This is a genomic window from Lactobacillus hamsteri DSM 5661 = JCM 6256 (assembly GCF_000615445.1).
Taxonomy (GTDB): Bacteria; Bacillota; Bacilli; order Lactobacillales; family Lactobacillaceae; genus Lactobacillus; species Lactobacillus hamsteri.
The window spans coordinates 27,189-47,013 of record NZ_BALY01000009.1; the positions used below are offsets into that span (position 1 = coordinate 27,189).

At 31.7% G+C, this 19,825-nt stretch carries 11 protein-coding genes and 3 pseudogenes; 4 read left to right on the top strand and 10 right to left on the bottom strand.

Annotated elements, in window-relative coordinates:
* Positions 1–49: 49 nt before the first annotated feature.
* Positions 50–3,583, bottom strand: coding sequence for a DEAD/DEAH box helicase (locus JCM6256_RS03635; protein ID WP_025080450.1), 3,534 nt, complete (start codon positions 3,581–3,583; stop codon positions 50–52).
* Between the two features lie 241 nt (positions 3,584–3,824).
* Here JCM6256_RS03635 and JCM6256_RS03640 point away from each other — a divergent pair, with 241 nt between their 5' ends.
* The 3 genes and pseudogenes from JCM6256_RS03640 (at position 3,825) to JCM6256_RS03650 (ending at position 6,934) form a co-directional block, all read left to right on the top strand.
* A complete protein-coding gene (locus JCM6256_RS03640; protein ID WP_025080451.1) occupies positions 3,825–4,379 on the top strand; it encodes an ECF-type riboflavin transporter substrate-binding protein in 555 nt (184 codons plus the stop codon).
* A gap of 19 nt (positions 4,380–4,398) precedes the next feature.
* Positions 4,399–6,104 (top strand): annotated as a pseudogene (locus tag JCM6256_RS09590) (ABC transporter ATP-binding protein).
* Positions 6,104–6,934 (top strand): energy-coupling factor transporter transmembrane component T family protein, encoded by an 831-nt coding sequence (locus JCM6256_RS03650; protein ID WP_025080452.1) that lies wholly within the window; start codon positions 6,104–6,106, stop codon positions 6,932–6,934. Before JCM6256_RS09590 ends, JCM6256_RS03650 begins: the two are co-directional and overlap by 1 nt.
* A 197-nt stretch (positions 6,935–7,131) precedes the next feature.
* Here JCM6256_RS03650 and JCM6256_RS03655 read toward each other — a convergent pair whose 3' ends face one another.
* The 7 genes and pseudogenes from JCM6256_RS03655 to JCM6256_RS03685 form a co-directional block, all read right to left on the bottom strand.
* Positions 7,132–9,030, bottom strand: a complete 1,899-nt coding sequence (locus JCM6256_RS03655) for a hypothetical protein (protein WP_025080453.1) — start codon at positions 9,028–9,030, stop codon at positions 7,132–7,134.
* 147 nt (positions 9,031–9,177) lie between these two features.
* Positions 9,178–10,266 carry a serine hydrolase domain-containing protein gene (locus JCM6256_RS03660; protein WP_025080454.1) on the bottom strand — a complete coding sequence of 363 codons (1,089 nt, stop codon included), beginning with the start codon at positions 10,264–10,266 and terminating at the stop codon, positions 9,178–9,180.
* Between the two features lie 146 nt (positions 10,267–10,412).
* Positions 10,413–12,634, bottom strand: a pseudogene (locus JCM6256_RS09595) (alpha-galactosidase).
* Position 12,635: 1 nt separating this feature from the next.
* The gene (locus JCM6256_RS03670; RefSeq protein WP_025080455.1) at positions 12,636–13,088 is read right to left on the bottom strand and encodes a DUF3284 domain-containing protein; all 453 of its coding nucleotides are present in this window, start codon (positions 13,086–13,088) and stop codon (positions 12,636–12,638) included.
* A gap of 11 nt (positions 13,089–13,099) precedes the next feature.
* Positions 13,100–14,407 carry a PTS sugar transporter subunit IIC gene (locus JCM6256_RS03675; protein ID WP_025080456.1) on the bottom strand — a complete coding sequence of 436 codons (1,308 nt, stop codon included), beginning with the start codon at positions 14,405–14,407 and terminating at the stop codon, positions 13,100–13,102.
* A 107-nt stretch (positions 14,408–14,514) separates the two neighbouring features.
* Positions 14,515–15,552 carry a LacI family DNA-binding transcriptional regulator gene (locus JCM6256_RS03680; protein ID WP_025080457.1) on the bottom strand — a complete coding sequence of 346 codons (1,038 nt, stop codon included), beginning with the start codon at positions 15,550–15,552 and terminating at the stop codon, positions 14,515–14,517.
* 97 nt (positions 15,553–15,649) lie between these two features.
* A complete protein-coding gene (locus JCM6256_RS03685) occupies positions 15,650–16,066 on the bottom strand; it encodes a bis(5'-nucleosyl)-tetraphosphatase (RefSeq protein ID WP_025080458.1) in 417 nt (138 codons plus the stop codon).
* A 236-nt stretch (positions 16,067–16,302) separates the two neighbouring features.
* On the opposite strand from JCM6256_RS03685, the pseudogene JCM6256_RS10475 reads away from it, so the two are divergent.
* Positions 16,303–16,495 (top strand): annotated as a pseudogene (locus JCM6256_RS10475) (sugar ABC transporter ATP-binding protein); the annotation flags it as partial.
* An 84-nt stretch (positions 16,496–16,579) separates the two neighbouring features.
* Here the strand turns inward: JCM6256_RS10475 and JCM6256_RS03695 are convergent.
* On the bottom strand, positions 16,580–18,106 hold the full coding sequence (locus JCM6256_RS03695; RefSeq protein WP_025080459.1) for an MFS transporter: 1,527 nt from the start codon (positions 18,104–18,106) through the stop codon (positions 16,580–16,582).
* Position 18,107: 1 nt separating this feature from the next.
* Positions 18,108–19,787, bottom strand: coding sequence for a polysaccharide lyase family protein (locus tag JCM6256_RS03700; protein ID WP_025080460.1), 1,680 nt, complete (start codon positions 19,785–19,787; stop codon positions 18,108–18,110).
* Positions 19,788–19,825 lie beyond the last annotated feature (38 nt).

Consider the following 19,825-nt stretch of genomic DNA (forward strand, 5'->3'; position numbering starts at 1 on the left):
AATAATTGCATGCAAAAACAGGAAACCTTTGAAAGTTTCCTGTTTTTCTTTATCTCTCCAAAATATTAAGTAGATCTTCCCTATCCAAAACGGAAGAATTAAATTTTTCACCGTTTAGAACTGCTTCAGCTAACTCTTCTTTTTTCTCTTGAAGTTCAATAATTTTTTCTTCAATTGTTCCCTTAGCTACCATCTTATAAATTTGTACAGAATTTTTTTGACCAATTCTATGTGCTCGGTCGGTTGCCTGATTTTCTGCAGCAATATTCCACCATGGATCATAGTGAATCACGATATCGGCGCTAGTTAAATTGATCCCCGTTCCGCCAGCCTTTAAAGAAATAAGAAAAATTGCGGGATGACCAAGTTCATTAAATTCTTTTATTAATTCTTGGCGTTTTTGCTTCGGCGTTGAACCTGTAATTTCAAAAACTTTTAGCCCCTGCTTTTCAAGCTTTTCTTTAATAATTGCAAGCATTGATGTAAATTGTGAAAACAATAATATTTTGTGACCATCACTAATTAAATCCTGTGCTAAAGCAATACTTGCTGTTAATTTTGCGGACTTACCTCGATAATCTTCATATAAAAGATGCGGATCACAGCATAATTCACGCAATTTAGTGATTTCTGCCAGAACTTGCAATCTTTGTTTCTTAAAATCTTTATCATCAGAACTGTTCAATTTATCAATCAACTTTTGAGTTTGGGCTTGGTAGAGTTGATTTTGTTTACCCGACATCTTTACATAGACAACTTCTTCGTCCTTATCAGGTAAATCTTTCAACACATCTTTTTTAAGTCTGCGCAAAATAAATGGAGCCACGATTTGACTAAGTTGTTTTTGGCGCTTTTCATCATCTTCTTTTACGATTGGCTTCTCATAATTATTTCTAAAATAATCATAATTGCCTAAAAAACCTGGCATTAAATAATCAAAAATACTCCAAAGCTCACTTAAATTATTTTCAATTGGTGTTCCCGTAAGAGCGATTCGATGTGCTGAATTAATAATTTTAACAACCTTCGAAGCCGCAGATTTCGCATTTTTGATATTCTGTGCTTCATCAATTACCTCAATATCAAACTTCAAATCCTGATAAAGTTCTAAATCACGTTTAAGCGAATCATAAGAAGTAATCAAAACATTGGCTTTTTTAGCTTTTTTAAGCTGATCTCTTCGTTGTTTTTTATCTCCACCTAAAACTAAAGTTTTAAGTTCTGGTGCAAACTTTTTAATTTCACTATCCCAGTTATATACAACGGATGCTGGTACAATGATCAAATTAGGCAATTTTGTTTTTTCTTTTCTAGAAAGTAATAAAGAAATTGTCTGCAACGTTTTACCTAATCCCATCTCATCAGCAAGAAGCGCACCTAAATTATAATTGTTTAATTGAGCAAGCCATTCAAAGCCTTGCTTTTGATAAGGACGAAGAACATTCTTAACTTCTTTCGGCACAACAAACTTTTTAATATTTTTATTTTCCAAATCAGCAATCAATTTTTGAAAGGCATCATTGCTTGTGTAGGCAAGATCATCCCTACCTTCTAATTGTTTATTCAAATAAAAGGCGCGATATGCCGGCACAGCCATTTTTCCTTTAACAAATTGCTTCAAACTTACGCCTAAAGCCGACATAACACGATCAAGTTCTTCAAGAGACGGTGATTCCAAGTTCCCAATCTGACCATTTTTAAGCATAAAATAATGACGTTTTTCCTGGTAAGCGTTCAAAATTGCTTGAATATCTTCAGGAGATAACTTTTCACCCAAAACTTGCAAATTAAGCGTATTTTCACCTAAACGAATCCCCAAACTTACCTGAAATTTAGTTTTTGCATTCCCCAATAACCGCTTAAATGCAGCCGTTGCCTGTACTTTTCCGCTAGCCTTTAATTTACTAATCCCATTATTAAAAAATTCATCTACTTTATCATTGCTACCGAGAGACAAAATATAATGATTGTTTTCTAAAACAAAACCTAATTCTTCAATTAAAGCAAGTCCTGCTTTTTCCTTTTCCCATTCACGTACGGTTTTATCATTGTCAGGTTTATTAAGTTCATATTCTTTATCACCATAATGAACACGTGGATCACAGATTAGTTCATCATTTTGATAATCTAATCGATAAATAATTTTTGCTTCGGGTGGTAAAATCTCTTCTAAACTTTTTTCACCAATAATTTCAAAATTATTTGTTTCTTTTAAGGCGGGCAAAACATCATGACCGAATTTAGCTAAACTCTTGGCACCAAATTCAAGTTGGTCACCCATTTCTAAACTCCAACGCGTAATTGTATTAGGATTCATCCCTAAATATTTTGTCCAAACGCCATTTTCATAACTATAGTAATTACTACTGCCAGTAAAATAATCAACATTTCTAAGAGGATTGCCTATTTCAACAATAGTTTTTCCGTTAATTACTTTAATAGAAAACGGCAATTTTTCATCATTTTCAACGCGCTTAATGATTCTTTTATCATCATAAATTTTTGCGCCATTTTTAAGCATCTCATCAACTTGATCAACCATTGTATTAGTGAGTGAAATTTCTTTGAAATTCGAACCATAGAAATTATCGTATCCGCTTTGAAATACTGCGTTTGCATCAACTAATCTGACAATAAATTGATACCATTTTTTGCTTAACTCATCAATTTGTTCAGGATTAATTGTGCGATCAAAAAATTTTCCCAATTTCATTGGTAAACAGCGGCGAGACATATCTACAAGATTATTTAAATCTTGAACCTTATACAGGTGACCACCTTGCCCAATTTTAAAAAATAGTTTCGGAATACGATCATAACTTCCTATTGTTATTTGTGCACGTATGTTAATTAATCCATCATCTTCTCGATTTTGAAAAGCTTCGAGAAGCCGCCGTGCCGAAATATTAGTTGCCTCAGTCGGATTTTCTTGAAGAAAATATTTTATAAAATACGTTAATCCGACTACTTCTAAAGTTTTAGTATTAAAATTACGGATTTGAGAATCAATCTCGATATTCTTAATTTTATGTTTAGTAAAAGTTATATAAAAATTAAACTTCAAAAATCCCTTCGCCATTGCTAAATCAAAGAGATATTTATTGTCATTAAAGTCCAGAGATTGAAAACTATGCCAGGTAACAGCTAAGCTATTAAACAAGCGATTAGCTTCATTTAATATTTCACGTGAATAGCTGCGATCACCAATAATTTCTAAAGGATCATCATCAGTATTAGAATTTTTAATTTTTTCTTTTAAATCAGCAGGCAGTTGTTCAATAAAACTGATTTTTTCATCTGGATTTGGACGAAATCCCATTTCCACAGCGATAAGTGCCGCCACCTCATGCTTACAGCGATGGCCTTTTTGTGCCCATGGACACATACACTTTAATTGTGAAGCTGTTTCACCATCACGCAAACGTCCTGAAACATCATAATAGTTTTTATAATTACCTTTTACCTGCGCATTGAAATGTTCACCATCCGGTTCAATTTTTAGATCTAAAATATTACCTTCTTGAAAATAATCAATGCCACGATTATAAGTTTCTTCATTAAATAATTTTCGCCAATTTGCCATGTTTAATCACCAATCTTTAGAATACCCTTTAATTATCTCAATTTTTGTCTGATTAATAAAATATTTTCAATTTATTCAAAAACTATTTTTTAGTATATAAGCAACCGCTTTCAAAATACGCACAATACTCAATTTATATTAACAAATGTGCGCTTTTCACCTTGACATATGTATGGTCTTAAATAAAAATTAATACTATACAAGATATGTTGTTTTTTCTACTTTTGCGAGGTATTTATTAATGAAACAAAAAGGATTGTCTGTTAAAAGCGTAGTAGCCATTGGTATTGGCGCTGCCATCTATGTAATTTTGGCAAGATTTACTTCAATTCCAACTGGAATTCCTAACACCAATATTGAAATCGTTTATCCATTCTTGGCTTTGCTTGCCACAATCTACGGTCCTGTAGTCGGCTTTGCCGTTGGTTTTATCGGTCATGCTTTAAATGACTTTTTGATGTATGGTCAAACTTGGTGGAGCTGGGTATTAGCAACCGCTGTTTTAGGCTTAATTATTGGTTTATACGGTATGCGCCTTGATCTCGAACATGGAGAATTTTCCGTAAAACAAATGGTAATGTTTAATATTATCCAAATTATTGCTAATATTGTTAGTTGGTTAGTAATTGCTCCGGTTGGCGATATTTTAATTTACAGTGAACCTGCTAATAAGGTATTTTTACAAGGTGCAGCTGCAACAATTACTAATTCAATCGTTATCTTAATTTTAGGAACTATTTTGCTTAAAGCATATGCCGCAACTAAAGTTAAGAAAGGCAGTTTACACAAAGATTAATTAAGGAAAAAGAAAATATATGAAGCCAATTATTCAATTTAAGAATTTCAGCTTTAAATACGACAGTCAGGCTGATCCTACTTTGAAGAATATTAATTTAGATATTAATAAAGGTGAGAAAATTTTACTCGCAGGTCCTTCAGGTAGCGGAAAATCAACCATTGGTCGTTGTTTAAACGGTTTAATTCCCAACGTTGATCATGGCGATATTCAAGGGACTTGTTTAGTAGATGGAAAAGACATCACTCAAACGAGTCTTTTTGATTTATCGTTTACTACTTCAACGATTTTGCAAGATTCAGATAGTCAATTCATTGGTATGACAGTGGGTGAAGATATTGCTTTTTCACTTGAAAATGATTGCCGAGACCGTGCCGATATGCAAAAAATTGTTGCCAAATGGGCAAATGAATTAGGATTAACTGCATTATTAAAGCAGTCACCACAAACTTTATCAGGTGGTCAAAAACAATTAGTAGCCCTAGCTGGTGTTTTAGTTGACGAATCCCCTATTTTGCTTTTTGATGAGCCTTAGCCAACCTTGATCCAGCCGCAGGCTACAAGACAATTCAATTAATTGATAAAATTCAAAAAGAAGTTGATGCAACTGTCATCATTATTGAACATCGAATTGAAGAAGTTTTAGCCGAGCATGTTGACCGCATTGTATTGGTTAATGATGGTGAAATTATTGCTAATGAAAATCCTAATGATTTACTTCATGAAGACAAATTAGAAAAAGCCGGCGTACGTAGTCCGCTTTATGTAAAGGCTCTATCTAAAGCAGATATTGATTTAGCTCAAATTTCTGACCTTACTTCTGTTTCAGCTTTACCTGCAAATCCAGAAATCGCCAATAAATTACAGACTTGGGAAAATACGCAAACTGATCCTAAACCTGAAAAAGAAGGTTCAGTGCTGCTTGAATTAAAAGATGTAGGCCACCAATATAATAAACGCCAAGCTCATCCCCTTCATGACGTTAACTTAAAAATTAATAAAGGTGATTTTATTTCCATCGTTGGCCAAAACGGTGCCGGTAAAACTACACTTTGCCGAATTATTTGTGGTTTTATTTCTAACGAAGGGAAAGCCGAATTTGAAGGTGAAAATCTTGCTAATTTTTCTATCAAAGAACGTGCCGAAAAAATTGGCTATGTAATGCAAGATCCTAACCAAATGATTTCTCAAAAGATGATTTTTGACGAAGTTGCCTTAGGCTTGCGTTTAAGAAATGTTAATGAAGCCGAAATTAAAGATCGCGTATATAAGACTTTAAAGATTTGTGGTTTATATCCTTTTCGTAATTGGCCAATTTCTGCATTAAGTTTTGGTCAAAAGAAACGTGTAACAATTGCCGCTATTTTAGTTCTTGAACCAGAAATGATTATTCTCGATGAGCCAACTGCGGGACAAGATTGGAAGACATATACAGAAATCATGAATTTCTTGCGCGACCTAAATGAACGTGGCAAGACAATCATGATTGTTACACACGATATGCATTTGATGCTTGAATACACTAAACGCAGCTTTGCTTTTGCAAACGGTGAATTAATTGCGGACACAACTCCAATTCAGCTTTTAACTGATCCTACATTAGTTAAAAAGGCATCCCTTCGCCGCACAAGTTTATTCGAATTAGCTAAGCATTACAATTTAGACGATCCAAACGGATTTGTTAAAGCATATATCGATTCTGAAGAACCAAGGGAGGCTAAATAATGCAAGATGATAAAATTCTTGGTTACCAACCTGGTAATACTTTTGTTCATAAATTAAATGCAACAACTAAATTAATCTTTTTACTTTTAGTTTCTGTTGCCTGTATGGTAACTTATGATACCCGATTCCTAGCTATTGTCTGCATCTTCTCTCTTATTTGTTTAAAAATAGCTGGTATTAAGTGGAGACAAATTTCTTTTATTGTTAAATTTATTATTGTCTTCGCTATTATTAATATTATTGCTGTATTTATTTTCCAGCCAACTTATGGTCAAGACTTATACGGCAGTAAAAATATTCTGCTTAATGCTGGTTACTTTACAGTTACTAAAGAAGAACTTTTTTATTTGTTAAATGTGATTTTAAAATATATTTGTTCTGTTCCTTTAGTATTGCTTTTCCTACTTACAACCAATCCGAGTCAATTTGCATCAAGTTTAAATAAAATTGGCATCAGCTACAAAATTTCTTACGCTGTTTCACTCGCATTACGTTATATTCCAACAATCCAAACTGACTATTGGGCAATTTCCGCAGCTCAGCAAGCTCGTGGTAATGAATTATCTAAAAAAGCAAACTTGGGTAAAAGAATCAAAGGAACATTAAATATTGTTATGCCTTTAATTTTCTCAAGTATTGATCGAATCGACATAATTAGTACAGCAATGCAGCTTAGACGATTTGGCTCTAAGAAAAAACGTACTTGGTATGTTTATGAACCATTTAAGCCAGCTGACTATGCAGTAACTGCTTTGGCAATTGTGTTGGTAGTAATTGTAGCTATTTTATGGCACATTAATTCGGGTCGATTCTTTAATCCATTCAAATAATTAATTATTAAGCATTTTCTGATTTTAGAAAATGCTTTTTTTATGAATGAAAAAAGCGTTAGTAAGATTTTACTAACGCTTTTGACTAAATCTATAATGAAGAAAATGATTATACACTTCTTAGGAGGAAGGCTTTCGATCAGCCACGTTTATCCTAGTTCTTTTTATACCAAAAGTTAAGAGTATATGTAAACTTTTTAATTAGCAAGCACATGCTTCGCCAAAATCCATTGTTTTTGTGATCCAACTCTAACCATTAGTTTTCCATTAATTGCTTTAATCTCACGAAGCAAATACTTACGAGATTTAGCAATCTTAGTCATTTTCTTACCGTTTTTATCATAAAAATGAATATTTTTCTTTTTATTATTAATTTTTACAATTCCATGCAACTTGTATTTGCGCTTATCGCCTTTAATCAGCTTAAATAATTTACTTTGACTAATTTTTGTCCATTTTCCATTAATTTTTACTAAAATATGCTTTTTATTAAATTTCAATGCAACATGCTTATGCTTGACTGTAATAATAGGCTTATTTTGAATATTTTCATCTTTTAGTGCAGCACTTAATTCCTTTTTTTCAGAATTTTTCGAATTATTTTCTACAGGTAAGTAAACCGGAATTTCAATATATGAAGGTTGGTTAACTTGATGCTTATCTTTAAAAATTTTATCTAAAATTGAAAATTCATCTGTAATCGGAAGTTCTTCGGTTTGAGTTGCATTATCACTAAATTTTTTATCATTTTTATCCGTTTGAGTACTTGAATCAGAAGTTTCTGACTTATCGGAAATAATCAAATCAGTTTGAATTCCAGAATCAGTTGTTTCGGTACTATCTGTCTGAGTCATATTATCTGTATTTTCAAAAATATCAGTTTGACTGCTTTCTTCTGTTGTCTCTGGCTTTTCCGGCAACATCGGATCGGTTTGAATTCCATTATCAACAGTTTCATTACTGTCTGTTTGAATTGTACTATCTAAATTTTTTGAAGAATCAGTTTGGGTATTCTCTTCAGAAGTTTCTGGTTTTGTTTGAATACCTTCATCTTTTTTATTTTCAGAACTAGAATGATCTTCTTGCTTTTGCTCTTGAATATTTTTTAATAATAATTCTTTTTCTTTTAGCAAATTATTTTTATTTTCAATACTTCTATCAAGTTCTTCTTTGTCAGTATTAATTTGTTTTTCAATTTGAGCTACTTGCGTCAAGCTTGCATTAAATAAATCTTTAGCTTTCGCAAAATTATCTTTTTCTTTTTCAAAATTATCAATTACTTCTTGAGAGACATTTTCTCCTTTTTTCATTCTTTCTAATTCGGAAACTACTTTTTCATAATCTTTTTTTACGCTTTGCCACTGTATTTCTAAATTATTCGCTTTATTTTTAATACGTGTCCATTCATCGTCTACTGGTTTAAATTTATTGAATTCCGCTTGTCTCTTTTCTTTTACTTTTTCTAAAATTTCCAACACCTTTATACATTCATCTTTTTCTTCTAATAATTTTGAATAATTTGGAGTATCAGGAGACAACTTACGTAATTTTTGATTTAATTCTTCTAATTTTTCAGTTTTAGATTTAATCCCAGCATTTGTATTATCTAAATATTCTGTAATTATTCTAAGTTGATAGAACTCTTCTTTATGCGACAAACGATATCTTTGGGTATTTAATTCCCAATTTCCGGCATCTTCACGCAAAGTTTCATATTCTAATTTTTTCTGCTCTAATTCTCTTACCTTCTCCTCATCACCACTTTTTCCTTTAGCGCCTTCATAAATCTTTTTAGCAGTTTCAAAATTTTTATTTGCTTCATTAAATTGTTTTTTAGCATTTATTTGCTCTTTTAATGCTTTATCTAATTCAGCCTGATCATAATTTTTCTTATTTTGAAGTTTATTTACATTTTCTTCGGCCTTCTCAAGATTATTAGTAACTGCTACTAATTTATCTTGCAATTGATCCAAACTAATTTTTGGATCTTTTAAATCAACCTGAGTTGCCTCACTACTTGCCTTCACGGTTTCTTGCACATTTAATAAAATTCCTCCGGCAATTAATACTGCTGCTAATTTTGAACTTTTTTTCATAAAAAATCCTCCATAAATATTTATTTTTGTTCTCATTACTAAATGCGCAATATTTATAGATTTTTTTCTACAAAAAATTTTCTTTAAATTTTCTTAATAATTTAAAAAGATCAAAAAGCATATAACTTTTTGATCTTTTCTTTTATATTAATTTTTTAAGAATGTACTGGTTTTAATATGATTTAAAATTTTGTAACCAACAGATTTATTATGATTTTTTCCGCCACTTTGATTCAAAAACATCACAATTCCATTTTGATTATCACCAGTAATCTGCATCCAATTAGCAAAATGCGTATCACCACAATTTCCATAAGCTAACTTAAGCTTACCTGATTTCTTCGCATACAATCCGCCTGAATAAGTCGAACGTTTTGAATCCAAATGAGTCATATAATTATATTGCTTTTTCGTTAAAATCTTGCCATTTGTCAAACCGCACATAATCTTATAGTAATCAGCTGGCGATGAACAAAGATTACCGGCACCAACCATCTGCGACATAGCATAGCCATTAATATTTACAGGACTTTGATAATTTTTACCGTAACGATAAAGATATGATGTAGCTGCTAAAATTTTCTTAGGGAATTTCCCGTAAATATATGTTTGATGTAAATGAAGTGGCTTAACAATTCGACTCTTCAAATTACTTGCATATGATTTATGTGTTACTTTACGAATAATTCCCGCTAATAAAATATAGTTAGCGTTATTGTAATTAAACTGATTTACTCCGTATCGTCTACTTCTATTAACTTGGCTAACTACCCAGTTAATTGCGCCAGCTTCAGAAAATTTTCTTCCATGGCTTGACTCGGTACCTACGACATTAATTCCAGAAGTATGAGTCATTAATTGGCCAACCGTGATTTTTGACGCATTGCGCATTGAAGGATACCAACGAGAAATTTTAGTATTTTGCGAAAATTTCTTTTGATAAATTAGTTGCGTTACCATTGCGCCAGTAACAACTTTTTGTAATGATCCTAAAGGATAAACAACTTTTTTACTGCCATTGTTGCGTTTCTTATATTTAGCATAGCCAACACTAATTTGTTCTGCATTGCCATCTTTTACGACTATCACGCTACCACGTAAGTGTCCTTTTTCCAAAGTCTTTTTAACATAGCTTCGCATAGATGACGCCATTACTTTTTGACTATTTAAAGTACCACCTAATGTAATTAACGCTCCGAGTACTACGACACTAGTCCATAATTTCTTAACTCTCACTTTAAATTTTTACCTCGATCCAAATTGTATCTAAAATATTTTAGCATTCTAGGGGAAATATGGTTAATATTTTTTCAACAAAAAAAGAATTAGACATATATTACTGCCTAATTCTTTAATTACTTAAAGAGAGAAATATAAGTTGTTTACTTTTCGACAATCTTATATAAATATGACTGAAAATCACCTGTAACTTGTGCCGTATCGCCATTTGAACCATTAAATTGATATGGTTCACGCAAGCCAAAGTTTTGAAGTATTCTGCCGCCAACGATAAGATTATCATTAACTTCATAAGTTTTATCTTGATCTAAATCTTTTAATACAAAATATCTATCTAAAGTATCATTTGGTTTAGCAAGTTTTCGGTAAAAGCCAACGATCTTTTCTTTATTGTCACTAACAACCCAAGCATATTTATTATTATCATTGAGGGGAATTAATTGCTTAAAGTTGCCATTAACTAAAAGGTCTCGATTTTCTTTGTACCACTTAATATGATTTTTAATTTGATCTTTTTGCGAGGGGGAAAGCTTATTTAAATCAAGTTCATATCCAAGTGGGCCAAAATCTGCTAAATCTTGTCTAAACTTAAGGCTTGTATTTCTTCTAACTTGACCATTAGGTACAGCAGAAACATGGTTGCTAAATACAGATAATGGATAAGCAAGCATTGTTCCTGACATAATATCAAGTCGTTCGGACGCATCGCTATCATCACTTGGCCAGATCTGCGGACTATAATACATAATTCCTAAATCATACCGTCCGCCACCACTTGCACAGCCTTCAATTAATAAATCAGGGAAAGCTTCTAATAATTTGGCATACAAATGATAGACACCCATGATGTAGCGATGGAAAAATTCACCTTGAGGCAGATTTTCTCGATGAAGATATTCTGAATATGCTTCGGTAATATTTCTATTCATATCCCACTTAACGTAGTCGACATGACAATTTGCGATAATTTTGCGCATTTGTCCAAAAATATTTTCAACAACTTCTGGATTAGCAAAATCCAAAACATATTGTCCTCGACCTATCGCAGCTCTTGAATATGGATGACGAACTACCCAATCAGGATGATTTTTATAAAGTTCCGTATCTGGGGATACCATTTCAGGTTCAAACCATAATCCAAATTGCATCCCCAGGTCATGTAAAGCATCACTAAAGTGATCTAAGCCTTCAGGAAACTTCTTTTTATCAACAGTCCAATTTCCAAGTGAAGTCCGATCAGTATCACGATGGCCAAACCAACCATCATCTAAAACAAAACATTCCATGCCTAATTCGTTTGCCTCATTAGCCAAACGAAGCAATTTTTCTTCATTAAAGTCAAACACATAGGCTTCCCAACTATTAATTACAATTGGACGCTTTTTAGTTTGCCACTTGCGATCAATAATATGTTCTTTTACAAAATTATGCGTCTCCTGCATGAGGCCGTTATAACCATTATCAGTGTAGAAAATTACCGCTTCAGGAGTAGAAAAACTTTCATCTTTTTCTAGCTTCCAAGTAAAGGTAGCAGGATTAATTCCAGTCATCAAACGACTGACGCCCCATTCATCAACCTCAACTTGACTAACAAAGTTTCCTGAATAAATTAAGTTGCTCGCAAAAATTCTACCATTATTAAGTGTTGCCGTTTTAGAAACTAACGCAATAAACGGATTTTCTTGGTGACTTGAAGCACCACGTAAAGATTCAATTTTAGTAATTCCTTGCTCTAAAGGACGTTTTTTAATATGACGTTCTTTTAACCAAGCTCCAGATAATTGTAAAAAGTCATAATTATCATCTGGTAATTCTAAAACCGTACTTTGTAAATTCTGAATTTTAACGGCCTTATCACCTAAGTTTGTAACTTTACTGCTTCTTACAATTGCATGACTATTTTTAAAATAGTATAGTTTAATGCTAAGTGTAGTTTATGCTCTTCATCAACAAGATTAACTGTCAAAGTTTGTGATTCATCATCTTCCGCATAACTTGCTGGCATATCTAAATTGCGAGATTTAATATTATTAATTTGATAATCGTAATACTTAAAATCCGGATAAAGAATTTCGTCACCACATTCAATACTTATTGCACCTTCACGAAAATCTGATGTTCCGTATGTTGGATATTCTTGCATCCGATCAGCCAAGGTGAATTTTGGAATATCTGGAGAATATTTAACCGTGCCTGAAGCTTTATTATTGTGTAAAGCAATATATTTCAAGTCACTTTCTGTTAAAGTGCCTAAATCTTTTCCATAGTATAAATGTCCTAATTGGCCATTTTCCATTACATAAAACAAATAACTGATCTCGCCATTATGTAAATGAAAATATTTTTTAGAAATAATATCTATCATTTTAGGCAACTCCTAACGCAATTTTGTCTAAGTATTGCAACTTCTTTTTCATTCCACGATTGTAGAAAAATTTATATAGCAAAGCAGTTAAGAAAAAGTAACTTTGACCTCTAACGGTTTTAATATTAGTCTGCTCAGAATAAACTAGCTCATTTTTACCATTAACATTTTTATCAAATTTAAAAGTTTGCGTAATGTTATGATCACCAGGCTGATGAGTTTCTAATTGAAATTCTTTATTAGGAACAATTTTGGTAACTTTAATGGTAGTTGCAGAATCTAAATTTCTAATTTTTGTTTTTAAGTTAGTGCTAATTTCATCACCTTCATGCAAACTAGTAATGTTTGCATCGTGATATTTAAAATATTTAAGCTGTTGATCTAATAAAGTTTGATACAACTTATTTTGTGGTGATTGATAAACATAACGATAAGTTAATGTATCTGCTCTCATTTTTCCACCTACTATTCTGCAGTTTCCTTAGCCATTTTAGTTTGTTCATCTTTCAAGTATGATTTATCCAAGACGATCAAGAATGGAATAAAGATCAAGGTCATAACTACAACATCAACTAACTGTAAAATCGCACCGGCAGGTGAACCTGTACCAAGCCAACCTGAAATAAAGATTGGTGTTGACCATACAACTGTCGCACCAATTGGTCTTGGAACCCAACCAATTGCAATCGCAACATATGAAATCAAAGTTGAAGCCATTGGAGCCAAAATCCATGGGATGAAAATTACAGGGTTCAAAACAACTGGCAAACCATAAGTCATTGGTTCTGAAACATTAAAGATTGATGGAACTAAAACAGTTCTCATTGTTGTCTTCATACGAGCTGATTTAGCAAGCCAAAAGGCAAATACTAAAGCAACACCTAATTGCAAACCTTGCATAACGAAAACACCCATGAAAGTAGTGTTGATAATATGTGGCAAGTGGCCTGCATCTACACCATTACGATATGCATTATAGTTTTGTAATGCCAATGAATCCATGATAGGTTGAATAATTGAGTCAACAAGCAAAGTACCATGAATACCAAACCACCAGAATAATTGCATAAAGAATACTGAAAGAAGAACAGCTGGAAGAGTATCACCTAAGCCCATAAGTGGTTGTTGCAATACTTTATAAATGAAGTCGATTGCATCTTTATATGGTGTGTAAGTAAATATAAATCTAATGCAGTTAAATAAGAATAATGGAGCGGCACCAGGAATGATGGCGACAAATGATTGACCAATCATTGGAGGAACTGAGTCAGGCAATTTAATAGTAATGTTTGCTCTACTAATTCTGCAGTAAATTTCACTGGAAACAATACCTGTAATAATTGCAACAAACATACCTTGTGCACCCAACTGTGTAATTGGGAAGAATGCTCCTTGAGTCTTATCTGTTCCGACAAGTGTTAACATTAAGAAACATGATAATGAAATTGCACCAGCAAAAACTTTTGGTTGTTTATATTTGCCGGCTAATTGATAAGCAACACCAAAGGCAATGAACATAGCAGAAATATTCATTGTTGCATTACCAACAGGAGCAAAGAAATTATTAATAAAATCTAAAACACCTTTTGGTAAAAATTGTGCAAAACCAAATGTTTGTGGCAAGTTTTGCAAAATAACCATGATAGCACCAAACATAGTTGCAGGAAAAACAACCATCATACCATCACGAAGACTAGTTAAGTATTTGTTTTGCCCAAGAGCACTCGCAACAGGGACGAGTTTCTTTTGCATCCAATCTAAAAACTTTTTCATAATAAACTCCCTTTTAAGCTTTGTAATCGCTTTCTGTTTACATTTATTATAATATATGTTTATATTTTGTTTACACAAGGGCAAAATAAAAAAAGTTTAGTTTTTTACTAAACTTTTTTTGTAACTGAATCTCTTAAACGTAATTGACTTCTACAAGTTATTACTAACGGCATAGTATTAGCAGACTTTTCAATCATCATATCTTTTGCTAATCTCACCGCTGTTTTCCCCATTTCTCGTGAGTCCATGTAAACACTTGAGAGCGAGGGTGTTAAATAGCGATTCATTTCAACATCATCAAAGCTAATAATTGAAACTTGGTCTGGAATACTAATATGATGATTATTAAGCGATTTATAAACGCCTAAAGCCATTGGATCACTAGCTACAATAATTGCACTTGGTAATTCATCTAACTCATCAATCATTTTATTACACATTTCAAATCCATCTTCAATTGACCAGTCGCTGATGTATGAATGCTCATATTTATTTAGCTCTTTTATTTTCATCCAATTTGAATAAGTAACGGCTCGAGAATCACCTTTAAGCGGAATTGTGTTTCCATCCATATCAACTATACTAGAATTACCACCTATAAAAGCAATATTGCGGTGTCCTAATTCATATAAATGATTCAAAATTTGTGTTGTCTTATCTGTAAAATCATTTTGAATATAATCGCAATAATCAAGATCTGGATTAGCATCAACTAAAATCACATTTTCATTAAGTGATTTAATCCTTTTAATAGCGTCATTAGTCATTTGACCCACAAGAATAACAGCACCATATTTGCTTAATTCTTCCCAGTCCTTATTCTTATCATGCATACGAAATACTACATTTGTATCAAGGCGCCACTTAGCAGCTTCATCAGTAATTCCGTCATGAATATTTTTAAAATATGGATCCCCAGGCTCATTTTCAGCCGTATGACGTAAAATTAAACCTATTGACATCCCTTTTTTTCCTTTAGGACCACGTTTATTTTTCGTTTTTGAATAATTGAGTCTTTTAGCTGTTTCTAAAACTCTTTTTCGAGTATTAACGTTAATATGAAAATCTGGATCTTTATTTAAAATTCGTGAAACACTAGCTGGTGATACGCCCGCTACTTTCGCAACATCTCTTATACTCGGCATACTGCATCTTCTTTCACTTTTTATTGTTTATTTACTTTATGTTTACTTTTATTTTACTACTTATAAATAATAAAAGCGCTATATTAGCGCTTTTTTATCAATTTTCAATATATTCTTGGGCTGCCTTTAAAATACGCATTTTATCATGTTCAGTTAAATATTTTTTTGCTTCATCCAAAGTAACCCATTTACCCGCCTTGATTTCTTCTCTTTGTAATTTAACTTTTTGATTTGCTACAGCCTTTGCCAGATAAAAAGTTATTTCTTTATTTTTATAAGCATTTAAAGCGTATTTTGTTTTTTTAACAAAATTAAAATCAAATATCGGTTTTAAACCTGATTCCTCAAGCACTTCACGTTGTGCCGCTTCTTTTGGAGCTTCATCACCTTCTAAATGTCCTTTTGGAAAACCCCAATTATTATTTTTAATACTTTGTACAATTAAATACTCTAATTGTTGTACTTTGTCCCTTTTTCTATAAATTACTGCACCTGCCGAATGTTCAAGAATCATAACTAAACACCTCGCTATTGATTTTTAATTAAATATTAATCTTTATTATGAGTTTTAACAAGGAATTTGATTGTGGTTTTATAAATATAACTTATATGTATAAATGATATTATAAGTATATTTATGCACTTATGTACACGCGCATACAAAAACGCATCAACTAGTACATAACTAGTTGGTGCGCTTTCTAGTTTTAATCTAAGAGGGGGAGTTCTATCCAGAAGACGTTGCCCACAGATCAAGTCGTTGAAGTTACAGTTATCGTTTCAAAACTTTTGGGTGCAGAAACTCAACTTTACACTAAGGTCGGCAGTATTGAATTGGTATCCAAGGTTGATGCTCGTGACTTTACTAAGCGTAAAGATGGGCTTTGAAATGAACAAGGCTCACTTCTTCGATCCAGAAACTAAAAAGACTTTGGATGTTTAGCAAATATATTTCATTAAAAAATATGAAAATAATATAATAACAATAAATATAATTTACAAAACTATTTATTATATAAAACCGTAATTATTTTCTGATATTTTTATTCTTAGTATAATCCATTACATTATTATTGCCCCAACAGTTTTCATACTTAAACCCAGTTAATCCTTCAATAACTTTTTTCGTTTTAGGATCTACATCAGTCATCGAACCACCATTACGCAACCGATTGATTTCAGCTAAAACAATATTATGATTTTTAACATTAAGTTTACAAATATGAGAGAATAAAATCCCTAATAACAATAAAACAATTGGAATAACTGTATATAAAATAAATAAGGCGTTAATCGTAATAGAAGACTGAACTTTCGCTCCCTCTTGAAATCCTGTCGCTTGCAAAACAATTCCAATAATTAAAGTAAACAAAGAATCTAATAAAGTATCTAAAGTAGTATTAATACCTGCATATTCACCTTCACGTCTTTTTGATGTAACAATTTCATCGATATCTGGTAAAAAAGTAAAAATATACTGTGAAGAATTAACTACACCAGTAATACCAAAATTTAAAGCGATCATGGCAACAATCCACCAGAAACTAAGATGACTTGGTTTCATTATTACTAAAATTCCAATTAAAACAAATACAATAATTCCACTCCATGCACCTACACGATATGAAATCATTCCATTTGTTCTACTCTGTAGCCACATAAAGAATAACAAGAATAGAATTCCAAAAATATAACCTACGCTAGTAGAAACGGCAACATCAGCTGGGGTTAGCAACAAGACAAAAATAATAAAGTAAGTATTAATATCACCACGAATAGTTCTAAACAGTTCTTCGCATTGCCACATTAAAACATAGGTCCAATATGACTTAATTCTTATAGCACTAAAAAAATTCCAAAAAATATTAACCAATCTCGACCAGATTCCAATCTTTTCTGTTTCCAAAATTGTTGATTCATCAATCGGTCGTTCATACACGCAATTGTAAAAAATAATCAACATTATTGTACCAATTACATCATAAATAATTGCGGAAGCAATGAAACTATTTAAACTGTCCTGGCCAAAAATTTTAAAGATCCAAGTAATAAACAAAGAAGCAAAAATACCAGATGTAGCACTACCAAATTGATTAAATCCTATTAATTGAGCTCTTTGTTTTGAATCTTCAGACATTTCTGAAGTTAAAGTGAGTTGTGAGGTAGAAAGCATTGGTGTAACCATATAATAAAGTAAAAAGAATATAAAATAAAATATTTTTGACATTCCTGGAATCCACATAAAAATATAAGTTAAAGCCTTTAAAGGTATTCCAATTAAAAATAAAGATTTTCTTCTACCGTGTTTTCTACCAAATTTTGTTTGGTAAAGACGATCAGAAATATAACCATATATCGGTGTCAAGATAGCACCAATTATTTTAGCAACTGTAAACATTAATGTTACTATAACAATTGGAATTTTTAAAAAAGTTGTATAGTAATACATCAACCAAGTAGTCACTAAAGTTGCCATAACATTTGAAAGTTGAAAGGCTGAAAAGCCTAATTTTCGCCACATTGGAATTTTTCCAACGTTTTTATTATTATTCATCTTAATGCCTTTCTTTACACAACTTAATCGTGTCATACATAATTAGTCCATTCGTAGAAATAGAAATTTTATTATGCTTTTTCAAATACAGTGCTGGAACTTCTATATTTAAGAAATGATATCGTCCACTTAACATAGACGACCGATAACCTGAGCGATCATTTTCATAATGCTTCTTCATCAAATGACGATCATTTAATTCAATAAAAATATCCTCACCATCATTTTTAGTCATTTGTTTTTGTGTTACACCAGCAAAACTAAATTGTAAATTTAAATTTTTAGACAAATAGTGTTTATCAAGATTAAAATAAATATTCCATACACCTTTATCATTTTGTAAATAATACCAATCGTCCTTTTTTCCCACATGATAACTTAGATTATCAGGTACTAAATTCATCCACATATAGTTTCTTAATTGATTACTAAATTTAAATCCTTTAGTGGTATGATCAGATTGACCTATTTGCCAAATAGTTTGGTTTTTATTATTAATTTGAAATATACCTAAATCTTGACTTTGATTGGACTTAACCCATACTTTACCTAATTGATGATTCTCAAGATCATCGCCACTTTGAGCATAACAAGAAAGATAATACTCACCAGGTCTAATATTTTTAAACATAAATTTATTTTTTTCATCAGTTAAACAATAATATGTAAAACCATCATGTTGCTCTAAAACAGGAATATCTTTTTTGGAAGCCAAAATCATACAATATTGAATTGAAGAAGTTGTTTTTAAATCAAGTTTGCCTGAAACTTCCCCTAATGAAATTGGATAATTGCTATCTTTTACCCAAGAATATGGAAAAATATGCTTTTCTTTTTCAACACGTTTTTTTACATCACATATGCTGCCATTATTAAAATAAATAAGCCATGGTCCATAAAGCTTCTGCCAATCTTTAGAGATATAAAATTTTCCTTTACCAAAATGTTCACTAGATAAATAATTCAAAACGATACCATCATAATGAACCATTAAATCCTGATTTAACGGTCCGCCACCGTAATAACTTGTATCCGTATTAATTATCCAAACTCCTAAATCATCCCCAAATTGTCCCCAAAAATTAGTATCTTTAAAGTAACCAGCATAATCATATTTAGAATAAACTTTACTGTTTGAATACAAAGAACCCTTTAACATTTCATAAGTTTCGTCTTGTAGTTTTGTTCCTTGCATCATTTCTTTAGAAGTGGGCTGCATCCCAGTTCTAACTCCATTGAAAGCAATCGGGAATAGCTTATGATTAAAGCGATAAACTGTTCTTAATTCATCAAGTTTAACTTCTTTATGTACATTGTTTTTAGCTTTTACAAAAGAATAAATTACAGGATCATTTTTCATCATAATAAAGTGATAAGCTATCTCTAAAACATTTTTATTATCAGTGAAAACAATATGTAATAATTCTTGATCTGCTTTAATTATTTTGAAATTATTAGGATTAATTCGAATAGTTTTGCCATCTAAATGATAATCACAATAGAAACTATGATTTTTATCAGGATCACAAGGTTCTCCTTGTAAATTATTAAGCAATTCTTTCCCTAAATATTTAATTGAAGTAGCAAATCCATGAAAATTAAACCAAACATCTAAATAAAAATTTTGCATTCTAATTTTATTTGGTTTATCAACTGTTAGCTTTAAATAATTTTTTTCCATATTTGTACTCCCATTTTTATAAAAAAGAAGCTAAGCAA